This window comes from Amphritea opalescens, from assembly GCF_003957515.1.
Taxonomy (GTDB): Bacteria; Pseudomonadota; Gammaproteobacteria; order Pseudomonadales; family Balneatricaceae; genus Amphritea; species Amphritea opalescens.
Window position 1 is genome coordinate 283,741 of record NZ_RQXW01000004.1, and the last position, 17,707, is coordinate 301,447.

The 17,707-nt window shown below is 49.2% G+C and carries 12 protein-coding genes; 2 read left to right on the forward strand and 10 right to left on the reverse strand.

All coding sequences use genetic code 11. From position 1 onward, the window contains the following. Positions 1-242: 242 nt before the first annotated feature. The 3 genes from EH243_RS06495 to EH243_RS06505 are packed head-to-tail and all read right to left on the reverse strand — an operon-like array spanning position 243 to position 4,545. Positions 243-1,103 carry an efflux RND transporter periplasmic adaptor subunit gene (locus EH243_RS06495; RefSeq protein WP_126157826.1) on the reverse strand — a complete coding sequence of 287 codons (861 nt, stop codon included), beginning with the start codon at positions 1,101-1,103 and terminating at the stop codon, positions 243-245. A 44-nt stretch (positions 1,104-1,147) separates the two neighbouring features. Continuing rightward, positions 1,148-3,292, reverse strand: a complete 2,145-nt coding sequence (locus tag EH243_RS06500; RefSeq protein WP_126157827.1) for a biotin/lipoyl-binding protein — start codon at positions 3,290-3,292, stop codon at positions 1,148-1,150. Beyond that, positions 3,289-4,545 carry an efflux RND transporter periplasmic adaptor subunit gene (locus EH243_RS06505; RefSeq protein ID WP_126157828.1) on the reverse strand — a complete coding sequence of 419 codons (1,257 nt, stop codon included), beginning with the start codon at positions 4,543-4,545 and terminating at the stop codon, positions 3,289-3,291. The genes EH243_RS06500 and EH243_RS06505 overlap by 4 nt, the downstream gene beginning before the upstream one ends. Positions 4,546-4,911: 366 nt before the next feature. Here EH243_RS06505 and EH243_RS06510 point away from each other — a divergent pair, with 366 nt between their 5' ends. Then, a complete protein-coding gene (locus EH243_RS06510; protein WP_126157829.1) occupies positions 4,912-5,715 on the forward strand; it encodes a TSUP family transporter in 804 nt (267 codons plus the stop codon). A 51-nt stretch (positions 5,716-5,766) separates the two neighbouring features. On the opposite strand, the gene fghA is transcribed toward EH243_RS06510, so the two are convergent. Both fghA and EH243_RS06520 read right to left on the reverse strand, forming a co-directional pair. Continuing rightward, a complete protein-coding gene (gene fghA, locus EH243_RS06515; protein ID WP_126157830.1) occupies positions 5,767-6,609 on the reverse strand; it encodes an S-formylglutathione hydrolase in 843 nt (280 codons plus the stop codon). A gap of 75 nt (positions 6,610-6,684) precedes the next feature. After that, a complete protein-coding gene (locus EH243_RS06520; protein WP_126157831.1) occupies positions 6,685-7,809 on the reverse strand; it encodes an S-(hydroxymethyl)glutathione dehydrogenase/class III alcohol dehydrogenase in 1,125 nt (374 codons plus the stop codon). 133 nt (positions 7,810-7,942) lie between these two features. Between EH243_RS06520 and EH243_RS06525 the strand changes: the two genes are divergently transcribed. Beyond that, positions 7,943-8,812, forward strand: coding sequence for a LysR substrate-binding domain-containing protein (locus tag EH243_RS06525; RefSeq protein ID WP_126157832.1), 870 nt, complete (start codon positions 7,943-7,945; stop codon positions 8,810-8,812). A 64-nt stretch (positions 8,813-8,876) separates the two neighbouring features. On the opposite strand, the gene EH243_RS06530 is transcribed toward EH243_RS06525, so the two are convergent. The 5 genes from EH243_RS06530 to EH243_RS06550 form a co-directional block, all read right to left on the reverse strand. Then, the gene (locus EH243_RS06530; protein ID WP_126157833.1) at positions 8,877-11,105 is read right to left on the reverse strand and encodes a two-component system response regulator; all 2,229 of its coding nucleotides are present in this window, start codon (positions 11,103-11,105) and stop codon (positions 8,877-8,879) included. A gap of 4 nt (positions 11,106-11,109) precedes the next feature. Further along, on the reverse strand, positions 11,110-13,890 hold the full coding sequence (locus EH243_RS06535) for a response regulator (protein ID WP_241235008.1): 2,781 nt from the start codon (positions 13,888-13,890) through the stop codon (positions 11,110-11,112). A 232-nt stretch (positions 13,891-14,122) separates the two neighbouring features. Beyond that, positions 14,123-15,274, reverse strand: a complete 1,152-nt coding sequence (locus tag EH243_RS06540) for an ABC transporter substrate-binding protein (RefSeq protein WP_126157835.1) — start codon at positions 15,272-15,274, stop codon at positions 14,123-14,125. Positions 15,275-15,580: 306 nt separating this feature from the next. Further along, positions 15,581-17,068, reverse strand: coding sequence for a PhnE/PtxC family ABC transporter permease (locus EH243_RS06545; RefSeq protein ID WP_241235009.1), 1,488 nt, complete (start codon positions 17,066-17,068; stop codon positions 15,581-15,583). Further along, complete coding sequence (locus EH243_RS06550; RefSeq protein WP_126157836.1) at positions 17,055-17,705, reverse strand: ATP-binding cassette domain-containing protein; 651 nt, start codon at positions 17,703-17,705, stop codon at positions 17,055-17,057. The genes EH243_RS06545 and EH243_RS06550 overlap by 14 nt, the downstream gene beginning before the upstream one ends. Between the last annotated feature and the right edge of the window lie 2 nt (positions 17,706-17,707).

Sequence of the window (17,707 nt, forward strand, 5' to 3'; positions counted from 1 at the left end):
TTTTACACCACTAACGCCTTCACAGTACCAGCGAACAAACAGTCATCATAACTTCATTCACCCACTCCGCCTTTTGAGGCGTAAACCTACTCTGACACCTATGGCTAAACTTTTCCGAAAACAGACGAAAGCAGCCTCAACACTTCATTGTACCCGCCTCAATCAAGGTGTCCGCCGTTCTTTACCTCCGCACATCTCATATTGATGACTGTTTTTAAAGGCCCACTCGCAACGCCCTACCTTTATTCTAACGGAGCCGCATCTTGCTCATTCAGCTGTTCAGATACCTTATCAGCAAACTTTAAATCACACTTAATACCGGCTGGAATAGTTAGCTCGGGGTTGTCCATTTCCAACTGTACACCAAATGCACTACTACCGACGTCACCCACAGGGTCGATTGCAATCACCCGCGCAACCCGCGCATGCTGAGCATCAACTTCAGGATAGACTTCGGCAGTATGACCGATAGTTAACTTACCAAAATACTGCACTGGCACCATCGTCTCAATATGCAGAGGGTTTAAAGCCACAAGCCTCACCACAGGATCTTCATCCACATATTCCCCTTGATACTTCAGGTTGCGCTGAACAACACCGTCAATAGGGCTGGTAATGAGCCGTTGTTCAAGCACTGCCTTTGCTCGCGCCAACTCTAACCCTCTTATTTTCGCCTGCTCTTTAGCTTGCTTAACCGAGGCCGATGATAATTTTACCGCCCGCTCTGCCTGCTCTTTATCCTGAGAAGACGCCGCGTGGGTCAAAAACACTTCACTCACTCGAGTAGAGGCCAGACGATCATAGTTCAGGTTAACCAATCCACCATCCAGATCTGAACGGATAGCCGCCCGTGCCTTAGCCAACTGGACCGACGCAAACTCAACACGATCATCAAGCCGAGCGATTGGCTGCCCTTTTGTCACCCGCTCTCCCCGCTTCACCAACACCTCGGTGATCACGCCTGGAGAGGAGCTACTCAAATCAATACTCTTAGACGGGCTGATAATACAATCCAATGCCGGTAGTGTGTCATTTTGTTCAGACTCCGCCATCACTGGGGTAAAGACACCCAGGCAGATAAAAAAATAGATCAACGGTCTCAAATCAAACTCCTTTGATGGTTTTGCATCATCCGATCAACCACAAACTAAAGCATTTTTTCAAACCAAAACTCACGTGCCCTATAGGCTAGCTCCCGGGCTAAACTATGAGGACTATGTGTAAACTTTACGAAAACCGTTTTTGCTGGCACTCGCTCTCTAAATACCCCATCAGTCAAAAAAACCTCACTACTGGCGACAGGCAGATCTAAATTGAACTGAAACATAGGATGTAACGTTTTTACCTTAGATTCATCCGTCATATCCACTAATATATCACCTCCATAGGCTGAGCCCAGTACGGCATCGGGTAAAAAGTCGATAGCTTGAGGAACCGCTCTAATATTTTCCACCCTAATACTCTGATCAAGATAACTCGCGAATCGCACCTCCGCCGTCACGCCAGCCTCCTTTAGCATCTCAGCCTGAGCCACCGAAACCACCACCTGTACCTCAAAATTCCCAGGCTGATAGACAAACCCCAGCAGCTCGCCTTTTTCTACATAACGCCCTTCGAGGTCCTGCCAGCGATCAATAACCAACGTCCCCGACTGCGAAGCTCGAATCGATAATCCACCGATCTCCTCAGCCACATGAGCAAGGGCTTTATGTAAAGCGCCTATCTGTTCAACTAACAATGAAGCGCGTTGCGACTTATCCAACAGGGCTGAATGACGTAAATTCTCTTTTATCGTCAACTCCGCTTTGAGCTTCGCCTGCTTTGCCAACAGATCGGGGTTATCCAAAACAAAGATAGCATCTCCCGCGTTGACATGGCGACCCGATGCGTCCAATCCGGTTACAAGGCCATCAGTCATCGAGCGTAACTGAGCCTGTTCAGGTAAGACAATGACGCCTTCGGTCATAAACGTCGTTTTAAAGGGAACAAATAACGCCAGCAAGGCAATGAGTAACGTCGATGACAGTACAACAACAGGACGTAAAACGTTATTTTGACGACGAGCCATAACCCAAAGATCATAGACGAACATGCCACAGGGTTTGAGCAACTGAAGCCAAAGAGCCCAAATCGCGATACATAGCCCCAACCAGAGAAAGTAATCACTTACTAAAGCGACGATGACCACAATAATAAACAATCGATAACATAGCGCAGCCGGCCCATACGACAACAGCCACTTCTGCTCCCGTGGCTGACAGACCACGGGCGTTTCAACATGAAGACCGAATACTCGACGCAATACTAGCTGACGAAAATATAACTGCGCCCGAGACGCGAGGTTGGGCACCTCTATCCAGTCTGAAAAAAGATAATACCCATCGAACCGAAGCAAAGGATTGGCATTAAACAGAATAGTCGATAGCGACCCCGTTAAAGCCACAATAAAGCCTATTTCCTGCAAAATTGGTTGTTCACTAACACACCAAACCACTAACCCAATAGCCGCTAACAACATCTCAGCCATCACCCCGGCGGCGGCCACCAGCATGCGCTGCCGTTTATTGGCGAAGTGCGAGCTATCCGATGCGTCGACAAAAGGCACTGGGATAAACACCAACAACATCAAACCGGCTTTTTTGACCCGACCGCCACCTTTCCAGACAGCCAGTCCATGGGCTATTTCATGCACCAGTTTTAGAACGGGATAAACCGCCCAAAACCAGAAAAGATAGATAGGATCGGTCGCCCGCATCTGCAGATAGGTATACAGCTCAGACTTATGTTCCAGCCATAGGAATACCCCCAAGCTGATCATCAAACACCAGATTAGCGCAAACGAGGGGCGAAAAAGCCAAGGAATCAGCGGTGATAGTCGTCGCAATAGAAGGTCAGGATTAAAGGTATAAAACACAAAACTCACGGGATTCAAGGGCCGTTTTGTTTGGCCCGTTTGATGTTCGACCGGTTCTGCACCCTTAGCAACGGGGACCACAATGCCTATCTCGATTAACCGCGCAATCTGCTTAGCCAAGGCATCTTTAGGGACAGTAACCTTCTCACTCAGACAGATCTGCTGCAGACTCATACGTCCATTTAAACGCTGTAAAATCGTTCGCGTCACATCATCAATACGGTACTGGCTTTCAGTGCCCGTCGCTTGAATCAACCACCAAGACTCTCCGCCATCAACACGCTGACTAAATTTTATATTCGGCACACAGGTTAACTGAGCATTTTTCAACTGCTCCCACAGGCCATCCGCCGTTAACCCTATCTTTTTTTCGATCATGGCAACCACTGCCACGCTTTAAAGCGCACCCATTGAATCAAGGGACCAAATAAAACATCACCGAGTCGTGTGCGGCCCACCCTGATATCAGCAACCCCTTTCATCCCGGGTCGAATATCCGGGCTTTCCTCCCCTTGTATATGACCTTCAACACGATAAAAACGTTGCCCTAATTGCGCCGTAAACACCGATGACACCGTATCCAATACCACCGGATAGGCTCGATTCCCCAGCCCGGTTAGCAGTATCTCGCCTTTATCGCCGCCGCTGACATAACGAATATCCGCTTCATCCACTTCAAATACGATCCGGTATTGCCCAACGGGAGCCATTTCAAACAGCACCTGCCCCTGTTTCACTACAGAACCAATAGCCCGCCCCATATCACCACTGATAATCTGCCCGGTGATGGGAGCCCGCAACGCCAATCGATTAAGCTTTTGCTGTAGCCGTTGAATATCAATTTTGGCAATATCCGCCTGCAGTGAAAACTGCTGTGCTTCCGCATAATTAAGCTGCGACAGTGCTTGGCGATGTTGTTTTTCAGCCACCGCGACATCATTTTTTAGCTGATCGAGCTGTAATCGAATATCGGCATCATCGAGAGACGCAATCAACTGCCCCTGCTTGACCACATCGCCCGCCAACACATCAATACTCTTAATAAACCCGTCCACCGGAATCGTAATAGAGCGTTGAACACGCCCTTCAACAACCACCGGCGGCTTGATGGCGTGATCGACAGGCAGATATAAACAGAACAGCAGGAAAAGCAGACCGGCTAACAGGTAGAAACGATGAGCTTTCACCCGTTCATAAAGACGCTGAAGCCAAGACGTCGCCTCTCGCTCAGGATCAGCTGGCCCTTCTAATGGCGTCTCTATGGCTACCGGTACATTTCGGGCCAAGAGTTGATACCAAACGAGGCTCCAATCAATCAACGAGAGTTGGTAACGAGGGTTCACATCGGCACCGCTAAAACAAGCCAAAAACACAAACCGCTGTCCCTCGGGGTCGGTAAATTTCTGACTCATACTGCAAATCGAATCGCCGTTTACATTCAGATAGCTAATCACCGGATTATCGCTGGCAACCGCTAAATCGACCTGTTGGATAAAGGGAGACAGGGCATCCTCTTGATCTTCAGGCCAATGGCAGATCAGCTCAGGCATTCCCGTGGATACCGAGAAAACACCCGCCGATTTGACCCCACTCAACATTAAACAAACCGTCTTCAGCCAATCATTCAGCATTCAGCTCCCCAATTCGACGGATAACACACAATCTCGACGTCCGCCGTTATACACTTATTCAATTTAAACAATGCGATCGAGCGACTTAAGCTCAATCAGACACGCCATGGTCATTAACCTACTTTAACCCATATAACAGGGTGTAAGTATGTTCTATTAGCCCAAAGTGATATATAAAGCCAACCCAATGATCGTCTCAATGGCGCGCGCAGGATTAGACCTGATAAGAGAACGAAAAAGGTCATTGATCACTCATACCGACAAGCGTAAATTACATCAGCCTTGCTGATACTCAGCGTCAACATCGCGATTAAAACAACAGGATTTCAGCTGTTAACGTGCCGCAGATCAAACGGGGATAGGCTTATGGAGTTAGATGTAACACTCATCATCTTATTTATTCTGACGGGACTCGCCGCGGGAATTATCGATGCGATTGCCGGTGGCGGCGGGATGATTACCCTACCGGTACTATTGATATCCGGCATGAGCCCCGTAGAAGCATTGGCGACCAATAAACTTCAAGGGAGCTTTGGCACCTTTGCCGCCTCGCTATACTTTGTCCGCAAAAAACTGGTCGACCTATCCCAGATGAAGTTGATGATTGCCTGCACCTTTGTCGGGGCCGTAACCGGCACGGTGATCGTACAACAGCTGGACACCAGCCTACTCGCCTCGATCATGCCTTTGTTGCTCGCGGCGATTGCCCTCTATTTTATGCTGTCTAAGCAGATCGGCGATACCGAAAAAGCACGCAAGGTCAGCGATGCCCTCTTTGCCTTTACCTTTACCGCGGCCATCGGCTTTTATGATGGCTTTTTCGGGCCCGGTACCGGCACCTTTTTTGCGCTTGGCTTTGTTTCACTACTGGGTTTTAGTATGGCGCGGGCCACCGCCCATACCAAGATACTGAATTTCACCTCAAATATAGCGGCGCTTATCTTCTTTGCTATCGGCGGGAACATCATCTGGCTGGCAGGCTTTATTATGGCGGCGGGGCAGCTAGTTGGCGGACAAATTGGCGCTCAGTTAGTCGTCAGTCACGGGGTTAAACTGATTCGACCATTGGTTGTTATCGTGACTCTGACGATGTCGGCCAAGCTGCTGTTTGATCAGTATCAAAACAGCTCGGGCATGCTTTTCGGCCCTTGGCTTAATCTATTTAATTAACACAGACAAAAAAAGAGGGCTCATCGGCCCTCTTTCCACATTTCTACCAGCCTATTCGGCGGTTAAATAGCGGTGATGGAATCTCATCTGCGCTTCAATGAAGCTGGCAATGAAGTAGTAACTATGATCATAGCCCTCATGCAGCTCAAGTTGCAGCGGATAACCCGAATCGGCGGCCGCAGCCGTTAATTTCTCCGGCTGTAGCTGCTCCGCTAAGAAGTCATCGGCCAGCCCCTGATCGACCCGCGTTGGTAGAGGTTCAGGATTATTGCGCAACAACACTGTGGTGTCATACTGTTGCCAATCATTCTCATCCGCCCCTAGGTAAGCGCTAAACGCTTTACGCCCCCAAGGGCACCTCATAGGATTGCTAATCGGACTAAAAGCCGACACCGACGTGTAACGGCCAGGATTGCGCAGGCTAATCATCAACGCGCCATGCCCACCCATTGAATGCCCTGCAATCGCACGCCGCTGAGTGACAGGAAAGGTCGCCTCAATCAACTGGGGCAGCTCGTCAACGATGTAATCATACATCCGGTAGTGCTCTTTCCAAGGTGCCTCTGTCGCATTGACATAGAAACCCGCGCCCTGTCCCAGATCATAGCCATCATCGTTTGCCACGTCATCGCCACGAGGGCTGGTATCCGGTGCAACAATGGCAATACCCAGTTCAGCAGCTACCCGCTGAGCCCCCGCCTTCTGCATAAAATTTTCATCGCTACAGGTCAGGCCCGAGAGCCAGTACAACACCGGTACCTTCTCACCCTTCTGAGCCTGTGGCGGCAGAAAGATAGCAAACCGCATGCTAACACCCAGCACCGATGACTGATGGTTATACTGCTTATGCCAACCATCAAAGCTCTTCGTCTGGCTTACCAGTTCTAAACTCATAAATGCTCTCCTCCGCTCGAGTTAAGAGCGGTACATCAGGGCTGCCGCATGACGCAACAGCCACATGACTTACCGTTACTTATCGTAGTGAATAACGCTGCGGATACTCTTGCCTTCATGCATCAGATCGAAAGCCGTATTAATATCTTCAAGACCCATGGTATGGGTGATAAAGTCATTCAAGGCAAACTCCCCTTGCATGTAGCGCTCAACGATCTCTGGCAATTCAGAACGCCCTTTAACACCACCAAAAGCAGAACCACGCCAGACTCGCCCAGTCACCAACTGGAACGGACGGGTAGAGATCTCTTGTCCAGCACCGGCTACACCGATAATCACCGACTCACCCCAACCTTTATGGCAGCACTCCAACGCAGAACGCATCACGTTGACGTTACCAATACACTCGAACGAGTAATCCACCCCCCCATCAGTCAATTCAACAATCACCTCTTGAATCGGCTTGTCATAGTTTTTCGGATTGATACAGTCGGTTGCACCCAGTTTGCGAGCCAGATCGAACTTAGATTCGTTGATATCGATGGCAATAATACGGCTAGCTTTCGCCATCGTTGCACCGATAATCGCGGACAAACCGATCCCACCAATACCAAAGATAGCGACAGTTGCGCCCTCTTCTACCTTGGCAGTATTCATCACGGCGCCCATACCGGTAGTAACACCGCAACCCAACAGGCAGACCTCTTCCAATGGCGCTTCTTTATTGACCTTCGCCAAAGAGATCTCTGGCAGCACGGTATATTCAGAGAATGTAGAACAGCCCATGTAATGATAGATCGGCTGACCATCTTTATAGAAACGGGTCGTACCGTCAGGCATCAAGCCCTTACCTTGAGTTTCACGAATTTTTTGGCACAGGTTCGTTTTGCCTGATTTACAGAACTTACACTCACCGCATTCAGGGGTGTACAGCGGAATCACATGATCGCCTACGGCAACGCTAGTAACGCCTTCACCGATCTGCTCAACGATACCGCCACCTTCATGACCGAGAATCGCAGGAAAAATACCTTCAGGATCTTCGCCCGACAGGGTGAATGCATCCGTATGACACACGCCGGTAGCAACAATGCGTACCAACACTTCACCCGCCTGAGGAGGCATCACATCAATTTCTTCAATAGACAGGGGCTGATTCGGGCCCCAAGCAATAGCAGCTTTCGATTTAATCATGGTCATTTTATTCAACTCTTTGCGGGTTAGATTTCAAATTCGCAGACAAACACACTTAAATAGTCAGCAATCATTGTAGTTGTTTATGAAAACAAGATAATCTAGCTTTTTATCAATATACTTTTACGAGAATGTAACAATGAGCCGTTGGGAAGGGGTTTCTGAGCTGGTTGCCGTCACCGAAACATCGAGTTTCACTGCTGCCGCCAAAAAACTGGGCGTCTCGACCGCTCAAGTCAGTCGTCAAATCAGCGCGCTGGAAAATCGACTCGGTACCAAACTGTTTTATCGCACCACCCGAAAAGTCACCGCCACCGAAGCCGGCCAAACCTACTATCAATACTGTCGGCAGTTGTTAAACGGGCTTGAAGAAGCGGAACGCGCGGTTACCAATCTGCAAAACACGCCCCGTGGGAAGTTAAAAATCACCGCGCCGGTCACCTATGGCGATCAAAAGATAGCGCCATTGATTAATGACTTCCTCTGCCTTTACCCCGAACTGGAGATACATTGTCATTTAACCAATCAAACCGTCGATTTAGTGGCCTCTGGTTTCGACCTAGCTATCCGCCTGGGTAAGCTGGAAGATTCCAGCATGATCGCGAGGCAATTGATCTCCCGACACCTCTACGTTTGCGCCTCACCCGACTACCTCACCACTCATGGTGAACCCCATGTACTCAGCGAACTAAGCCACCACAACTGTCTACTCGGCACCTTAGAATATTGGCGTTTCCATGAACAAAGGCAGGAGCGAAATATCAAGGTCAGCGGTAACCTTCATTGCAACAGCGGCCAAGCACTCTTAGATGCAGCCCTGAAGGGCATCGGAATCGTGCAGCTGCCCGACTATTATGTCGAGCACTACCTACAAACGGGCGAATTACGCCCATTACTACAAAATTACCAACACTCGGGCGAAGGCGTATGGGCCCTCTACCCTCATAACCGCCACCTGTCGTCGAAGGTGAGAATGTTGGTGGATTATTTAGCCGAACATCTACGCTAACAGGCTAGAAATTCCCTTGTGGATAACCTGAGCAAAATGAGATAGATCGCAAGATAGCGGTTTATTATTCCGGCAACTGAGTGATATAACCGTTTCCTACCTTAAGGAAGGCCGCTAAATCATCGGCTTTTAGCGGACGGCTAAAAAAGTACCCTTGTACTTCTTCGCAGGCATGCTGCTTCAAAAAAGCCAATTGCGCTTTCTCTTCTACCCCTTCGGCCGTAACGCTCAACCCCATATTATGAGCAACCGCAATAATTGCCTGAGTCACCGCCGCGTCGTCATGATCCGTGGTGACATGGGTAATAAAAGAACGGTCAACTTTTAAGCGATCAATCGGAAAGCGTTTAAGATAACTCAGGCTAGAATAGCCCGTACCAAAGTCATCAATCGCCAGCTGTACACCCAGTGCTTTTAAGCGGTGCAGGGTTTCGACTGAGCCTTCGACATCATCCATCAACATATTTTCGGTAATTTCGAGTTCCAAGCAGTTAACCGGTAAGCCGGTATCTTCTAACACCTGAGCCACCAGCTGTTCGAGGTGCTGTTTCGCAAATTGACGCACCGACAGATTCACCGCCACCCGGATGTGCGGTAGCCCGTCCAGTTGCCACTGCCTAGCTTGCCGGCAGGCTTCCCGCATCACCCATTCGCCAATAGCGGAGATCAATCCGGTTTCTTCTGCCACCGAAATAAACTCAACCGGCGACACATCCCCCAGCTGCTCACTCTTCCAGCGCAACAAGGCCTCGACCCCAACGATCTTACCACTGCGCAGGTCCACTTGAGGCTGGTAGTGTAATGTCAGCTCGTTATCTTCAATCGCATGACGTAAACCCGTTTCTAACGCCAGACGCCGTTTAGCCACCACATTCATCGAATTCACAAACAGCTCATAGCCATTTTTGCCGGCGTGTTTCACGTAATACATCGCCGCATCGACGTTTTTCATCAAGCTATCGACGCTCTCCCCATGATGGGGGAAGATAGCGATACCGATACTCGGAGTGATCACCACTTCCTGACCGGCTAGGTCGATCGACCGACCAATGGTGTCGAGTATCCGCCGAGCAATATTTTCAGCATCCTGTATCTGCTCTATATGGGGTAGCAACACCGTGAATTCATCACCGCCAAACCGAGCAACCTGCGGGAGCAAGCCGCCCTGATCCTTATCTCTAACGTCAAGACTGAGCTGCCCAGTGACGCGAGGAATATCTGTAGGGGAGCCATCGACCGGATCAGTCTCGTGATCATCGACACATACACTCTGAAAAAGGCGGTTAGCCACCTCTTTCAACAGGAGATCGCCCATGCCATGACCAAAGGTATCGTTGATCCGTTTAAAATTATCGAGATCGAGAAAGAGTACCGCGCCCAGACTATCGTTCCGCTCAGCCTGATCCATGGCCAGTTGCACACGATCACTAAAGACACTGCGGTTTGATAGCCCCGTCAGACTGTCAAACCTCGCCAATTTCAGCACCTGCTCTTGAGCCTGCTTAAGCTCGGAAACATCCAGCATAGTGCCGGAAATCAGCGCGACACGGCCCTGATCATCACAAAACACTTCAGCCTGATGCTGCATGTTTTTAATCGGCTGACCCGGTAAGCAAATGCTGTGGTTAATACCCGACATAAAACCAGAATAGTGGCAGTTGAGTAGTTCTCGAAACCAGTGCCGTAACTGCGGCCATTCATTTACCGGCACGCAACGCAGAAACGAACGAATCCCTCTCGAGGTAACGCCCTGCTTTCCCCCCTGCAAATGATAAAACTGATCAGACCAATACACTTCCCCAGTGCTTAGGTGCCATTCCCAGTTACCGAGTCGAGCAATCCGCTGAGCATTCCCCAAACGAGCTTCGCTCTTCTGTAGCTGACGTAACTGCTCATTGGTGTTACTCGCCCGAATCATATAGTTAAGACGATGACCCAGTATTTTCCAGTTGAAGGGTTTAGAGACAAAATCCGTGGCGCCTGCGGCATATGCCTCGCGTACAGAATCCATATCATCCTGCCCAGTCGCCATCAATATCGGCACCAACTTCCCATAAGGCATACTGCGTAGCTGACGACAAACATCAAAGCCATTCAGCTCGGGCATCTCGACATCCATCAACACAATGTCAGGCTGAGTCTCTTGGAAAATTTGAATCGCGGTGACACCGTTATCCGCCAGCAAGACATCAAACCCTTCTTGTTCAAGTGAATGTGTCGCCAGTATGCGGGCGGTAAGATCATCATCTACAACCAACACCCTAAAAGGTGTCGAGACTTTCTCAATAGTCACCGGGTTAGATCCCTTCTGATTTTCTGATGGATATTAATACTTGCTTAGCTTGTCGGTATTCGGCCTTAATCTCTTTCAATAAGTCAGCGGCGCGTACAAGTTCGCCACGTCTGCCCATCTGCTCAAGTTCTTTACATAGTTCCGCTAGGGTCAACGCACCCAAATTGCAACTACTTGATTTAAAACTATGGGCAGCCAATCTGAGCATATCAGCATCCTGTTCTACGACGGCCTGCTGTAAACATTTTAGGTCATCAATTGATTTTTCGAGATACGCATCGATAATTTTGTGCAGAAAAGTACCGTCCGTATCCATCTCAATCAATTGGGAGATGATTTTCTTATCAATCGCGGTGCTATGAATAGACACCCGAGACTCATGGTGGTCAGGGGTCGCGCTGACAACGCTATCGACTACGTCATTTTGCGGCAACCAACGTTTAAGCATCTGCAGAATCTGTCGTTTATTAAACGGCTTCGCTAAATAGTCATCCATACCGGCTTGCAAACAACGCTGCCGATCATCCGCGACTGCATTGGCGGTCAGGGCGATGATTGGTAGGTGTTTAAGCCCTTCTTTCTGTTCTCGTGCCCGAATCTCTGCGGTCGCCTGATAACCATCCATTTCAGGCATCTGGCAATCCATCAACACTAACTGATAATTCCCCTTACGAAGGCACGCCAGAGCCTCAACACCGTTAGCCGCAACATCAACGTTCACCCCTAAGCCTTTGAGCGCCTGACATGCATATGCTTGGTTCACCGGATGATCTTCCACTAATAAGATGTGCCCAGTCAGGCTCTCACCCTCGGCCAACGGCTTTATCTCCAGAAGGTTTGAGAGTGGCGCCGCATCTGTTTTCCTGAGCCTCAGCGTAAACCAAAACGTTGACCCTTTATTCTGCTCGCTGCTGAAACCAATGGTCCCGCCCATCATCTCCACCAGCTGACGACAGATAGCTAACCCAAGCCCAGTACCACCAAAATGACGGGTTGTGGAGCTATCGGCCTGCGCAAAAGATTCAAAAATAACGCCCTGCTGCTCCGGTAAAATACCCACGCCGGTATCCACCACCTGCAGCTGAAATTCAATCTCCTGCTCTGTATCATGCACCCGTTCAGCGGATACCCGAACAGCCCCCTGCGACGTAAACTTAATCGCGTTACCAATAAGGTTAGTTAATACCTGCCTTAATCGTAGACTATCCCCAAGCACCACTTGGTTGAAGTCTGAAGGTAAGTCACAGCTAAAAGCGAGCCCCTTCTGCTGGGCCTGCAACCCCAGAACAGAGGCGTGAGTCTGAATCAAAGCCGCTAAATTGAGCGGCTGATAGTCGAGTTCTAACTTACCGGCTTCAATTTTAGAAAAATCCAAAATATCATTAATAATATCCAGCAAGCCCTCGCCAGAATAACGGATCATCTCGACAAACCGCCGCTGCTCAGGGCTCAAGTCGGTTTCCAATACGAGGTCCGCCATGCCGAGGACACCGTTCATCGGTGTGCGAATTTCATGACTCATGGTCGCCAGAAACTCACTTTTTGCTTGGCTGGCATCAATGGCCGACTGTTTCTCTTTTCGCACCTGCTGAATTGTGTTCCGGATTGCCTTTTCCATAAACAGAAAAGATTCCGCCAGCCGACCAATCTCATCGGATTTTCTCTCGGCCAAGCGCTTAACATGACAGCTCTGTTGCGCTGGCCGAATAAAATCTTGATCCGGCAATGATTTCGCGTACGCGGCAAGGGTATTGAGTGGCGAAGCCATACGGTAGATAAGAATAAAGGCTGCGCCGATACTGGCTAAAAAGATTAATCCAATAATAAGGCTTTGCTGGGCCACTACCGCCCGACCCGGCGCCGCAATTTCAGACACCGGCAGCACCACCGCAGAATACCAATCGAACGCTTTAAAGTAGTTAAAAAAGATCTGGACTTCGCGACCACCGGTGAACTCCGGCGATGGACTAATCGCGCTTTCCCCGCGCTCATACGCAGCGATAATCTGCGCCCAAACACCGGTTTTATTCCATCCCAACACACTCGCATCTAGCGATGCGGCAGAGGGCTCAATCAGTGTGTTTTGATCGCCATCAAATAAAATAGCAAAGCCGCTTTCGGCCACCTGAAGCTTATCGAATGTCAGCTGCAACGCATCAACAATAAGATTCATATGCTGATGCCCTTCCTGCTCCACCTCGGCGAAATCAACAATCAATGCAACCGTCCAGCCCCAAGTCTCCAATGGCATAAAATAGCCCATATAACGGTCATCGGCGGACTTCTCTGGCTTTTGCCAGAAGAAAATAGCGCTATCGCCTTCAGGGCTCAACCGATCAAATCGCATAGCACCACTGAGTTCTCGACCTTTCAGGTCGCGCACCCCTTTAATAGAGAGATTGGACAGGTCTCTATCGGTAGCCCCCACAATCACCCCATCGGGGTTAAGTAAAAGAAGGTCTGCATTTTGCACCGACACTTCGAGTAACCACTGCCGAGCAAGATTTTTAGCCTCGGCTTCACTGATTAACCCCTGCGCTGCCGCAGCAGCATAACCCTTTAGTGTTGACTGCCCCATGCGCGCCAATTGCTGCATATCCGCTTTGGTTTCATTAAGAATCGCCACTTTCTTACTGACCAACTGATTATAGCCCGCACGAATATTCAAATCGGCCAGTTGTAAAACGTTACGCGCAGACTTCTGCTCAACAACCAGCATAGCGTGACTCACCCCCCGTTGGGTGAAATACATCACCCCGGCGGCGGTACACAACAATATCGCCATAATCAGAGCGATAATTTTAAATTTGAAACTGGACAACATACTCAGCACTCAAGGTTGTTTTACCTGCCAATAAAACGGATAAAAGCCGCTGACAAACCAGCACCCGATAAATGCTCTGTTTGCGCAGCTATTTAAAAGCTTAAAGCCTATTCTCTTAACTCTTTTCTACTCCACCCTCATCTAATCTAGGTGCCCATCGCCCTAGCGGTTAACTAAAACGTCACAAGCGCTATCATTGGCTAGGGATATCCCGATACACCTCATCGGCGGCACCTAGTAAAAGTAACGGCGGATTAAAGCCGACAATTTCTGCCGTTTTAAGGTTAACGGCCATACGGGGCGGCTCTTCAAAAAACTGCGTTAGTTGATTAGGCAACGCCCCGTTAAAAACCTTAGCAAAGGTTTGCGCATGAAACTCACCCACATAGCGGAATCCCGCTTGAGAGAGACTAAACAAGAAACCTTTTTTCACCTCTTCCGATCCTGATTGAGAGAAAGTTGGCACACCGTGGTCATTGGCAATCTTCACCAAGGTGCCAATACTCTGTTCATTAACGCCGCCCTGAACCGTGACATATATCGCATCCACTTTAGGGGCTAACTGGCGAAAACACTTCTCAACACTCGCTTCCGCTAGTTTTATATCTGTCACGTCACTCAGGGTATGACAACGAACAATATTAAATCCTCGTTCAACACTCAGCCTTTCGATCACATCCATCGCGGCATAGCTACGCCCGTTGGCTGAATCTTCATAGGCAACACCCAGATTTTTAAAGTCGACGATATCGTGAAATACCCTCACTTGACGGTCGTAACGATTCGGATCAACGGTCGCGTGTATATGATCATAGCCCGAGTCCGAAATACTTTTGATAATACCTGACGTTAAGGGATCACTCGTTGAGAGAATCATGGTTGGCGTATGATGTCGATTATTGGCTAACGCCTTACCCGCCCATGTCCCCATCGCAATCATCAAATCTAAATCACCCTGATTAAGACGTTTAATCACCTTGTCCGTTACCGAATCTAAAACGTTCTTATTCCACTGCGCCGAGTAGTGCGCATCCGGTACAAATTCGATGTATTCACTGTGCGCCTGCTCTAGCCACTGCCACAATTGAGCCGTCTGCTCACCCTGCTGCTCAGGAATATCTGTTTTCTCGATCCAGCCGAGCTTCATCAAGCCCTTAACAGTCTCAATGAGTACTTTCTGATAGTCGGTATACTCACCACCCTCAAAATAGCCAATACGCCAGCGCTGTCCATCATTTAACACTGGAGCCGTGGAAAAAACGCCCTTATCGGCAGGGACTCCCCCAAACGCGAGTGGAGCCAACATACAGATCCACATCACACACAGGCGCTTAATTAATCCCATCACTCACTCCTTTCACTACAGTAACAATACACTATTTTATACAAGCGTTTGAATTTTAATATGCTTCAATTTAGCTGTCTTAAAACAACCTTATCTAACAGTAACGACTTTTGCGCTATCGTCAACGCCTCTCTGCTCTCAGATAATAGCGTTTGCGGCATAATATCGGCTACCGTTTCGACCAATGAAGCACAGTGGGCATCTGACACAGTAAACCGAAGCTTAGAATAACAAGGTTTTAGTCAACAAGAAGGGACGAAAGAGGACGGTAGTTAATCCAGTTAAACAACTATATGAACAAACAGCTTAGCGGGAAACGTTCTGTTGAATTCGGCGGGCAATCATATCCACCATGATATTCATCATCGCGGCGATCACAATGAGCAGCAGGGCAACATCGAAGCGGATCTCTTGAATCGCACTATCGACAAAAAAGCCGATGGTTTGAATACCTAAAATCCCCAAGATGGCCGTTTCTCGCATAATAACTTCCCAGCGATACAGCATAAACGACAAAAACGCGGGGTAAGTACGCGGCAATAACTCATAACAGTAACGGTCAACCCGCCTTTCTGGTGCAGAAAGCCTCAGCTGAATCTCATTGCTATTGCGGCCAGTCAGATAGCCGATCAAAGCACCATTATGAATCGCCAGCGCGATCACCGCCGGTAGCATCGAAGGGCCTAGCAGTTGTAATAAAATATAGGCCAGCAGATATTCCGGTGTCGAACGGGCGATGACCAATAAAATGTGCCCAGGCATACGCCCGGCCGCGCTAAAGCAATGACGACTAATGAGCGGAAACAGACATAACGCAAAGATACCGGTCACAGCCAATGCTATCTGTGACAATATCAGTGTATTCCAGATACCCGGCAATGCCTGTTCTAAGAGAATATTCGAGCTCCAGTCGGCAAATGACTGCCATGTCGGATCACTCCCGCGCAATGGCGAAGGGACAATATCCTGCGAGAAAAAGCGCCAAACATTTCCCCAAATAATCGGCATCCCTTCTCCCATAAAAAAGGGCGACCCAATAATAAAGACAGGCAGCGTCCAGCGTCGTAGCCAGAGCTTTTTCGTGGCCACTAACAGATAAAACAGTATCAATAACGCCGCCACCTCGGGGTAATACCCCTGAGAAAACGATGATTCGAGATAGTAGCCCAACGTCGGTAAACCAACAAAACCTAAAATCGCACTGCTGCGAATACCGCATTCGAGACGATAGGAGGCATAACTCACCAAATGGGGCCAAGCCAACGGTAAGCGTGTGTAAAACAGAGCACTCAAATAACCACTACGGGCAGGCAGTGCATAGCCAGGCTGTTTAGGCACCTGATCAAGAATTTCCGCAAACATGCGGGCAAAGATGCCAGAATAAGGCACCGCTATCGCTAATAGTCCGGTTAATGGATGAAGACCAAAAAACTGTAAGAAGATGAGTGCCCAGAATAACTCATGCACTGAGCGCATCAGGGCACAGAACCCCCGCATCAGAGGGTGATGAAACGCCAACGCCAGCAAAAAGCCACAAACCACGGCCAATGCAACTCCCGCAAACGCGAACGCTAGCGTTGCCAATAGGGCTTCAATAACGAGAGTAGGCTCCATCAACTGAGGAGAGATAAAGCCTTGTAGTAAGCGTCCGAGGTCGGTCCAAGGATCGAGGCTGGACACCTCCAAGTCGGCAAAGGGCACACAGCATAAAGCGATCAGCAGAAACCAGAGCCCGGTGCGCACACCACGAGGCCAACGATAGGTCGGTATTGCCATCGCCTTAGTAAAACGCATTCAGTGCACTAACAGAGAGTCGTGCGGCCGGTTCATCTAGTACCAAAGCGCCATCCTGGATCGCAATAATCCGTTGGCCATATCGCAAGGCCCGTTCAACATCATGCAATGTGATCACCGCGCTCGCAAAGTGCTCACTCAGTAATGACATAACCCGATCGGCTTCAGGCCCATCTAAGGCAGACACAGGTTCATCGGCTAATAGCACCGAAGCCCCCTGATACAGAGCGCGGGCCACCGCTACTCGCTGTTGCTGGCCGCCCGACAGATCCGCTACCGCCGAGAAACATTTATCACTCAACCCTAGCCTTTCGAGCAGAGGCAGTATTTCAGCCACCCTTGCCTCAGCAGGCACCACGAGATTACGCAGATTATGAAACACACTATGACGAGATAAACGGCCCATATAGATGTTATGGAAAACACTCAAACGATCCACCAACCCTAACCCCTGAGGGATAAGGGCGCATTCATCTCGGTTTTCTGTATAGATATGATTGAGTAGCGTTGATTTACCGCAGCCACTCTTACCTAACAGAATCAGGTGCTCCCCCGGCTGGATATCCAACCGGAAAGGTCCCAGAACGGTTTGTCCCCCGTACCCAAGGCCATCACTCTGTATCGTCAATGCTGACATGC

Coding starts and splice junctions, on each gene's coding strand:
- EH243_RS06540 (WP_126157835.1), bottom strand. CDS start 15,274: ATGGGATTAATTAAGCGCCTGTGTGTGATGTGGATCTGTATGTTGGCT.
- EH243_RS06505 (WP_126157828.1), bottom strand. CDS start 4,545: ATGCTGAATGATTGGCTGAAGACGGTTTGTTTAATGTTGAGTGGGGTC.
- EH243_RS06510 (WP_126157829.1), top strand. CDS start 4,912: ATGGAGTTAGATGTAACACTCATCATCTTATTTATTCTGACGGGACTC.
- EH243_RS06520 (WP_126157831.1), bottom strand. CDS start 7,809: ATGACCATGATTAAATCGAAAGCTGCTATTGCTTGGGGCCCGAATCAG.
- EH243_RS06500 (WP_126157827.1), bottom strand. CDS start 3,292: ATGATCGAAAAAAAGATAGGGTTAACGGCGGATGGCCTGTGGGAGCAG.
- fghA (WP_126157830.1), bottom strand. CDS start 6,609: ATGAGTTTAGAACTGGTAAGCCAGACGAAGAGCTTTGATGGTTGGCAT.
- EH243_RS06550 (WP_126157836.1), bottom strand. CDS start 17,705: ATGTCAGCATTGACGATACAGAGTGATGGCCTTGGGTACGGGGGACAA.
- EH243_RS06545 (WP_241235009.1), bottom strand. CDS start 17,068: ATGCGTTTTACTAAGGCGATGGCAATACCGACCTATCGTTGGCCTCGT.
- EH243_RS06535 (WP_241235008.1), bottom strand. CDS start 13,890: ATGGCGATATTGTTGTGTACCGCCGCCGGGGTGATGTATTTCACCCAA.
- EH243_RS06525 (WP_126157832.1), top strand. CDS start 7,943: ATGAGCCGTTGGGAAGGGGTTTCTGAGCTGGTTGCCGTCACCGAAACA.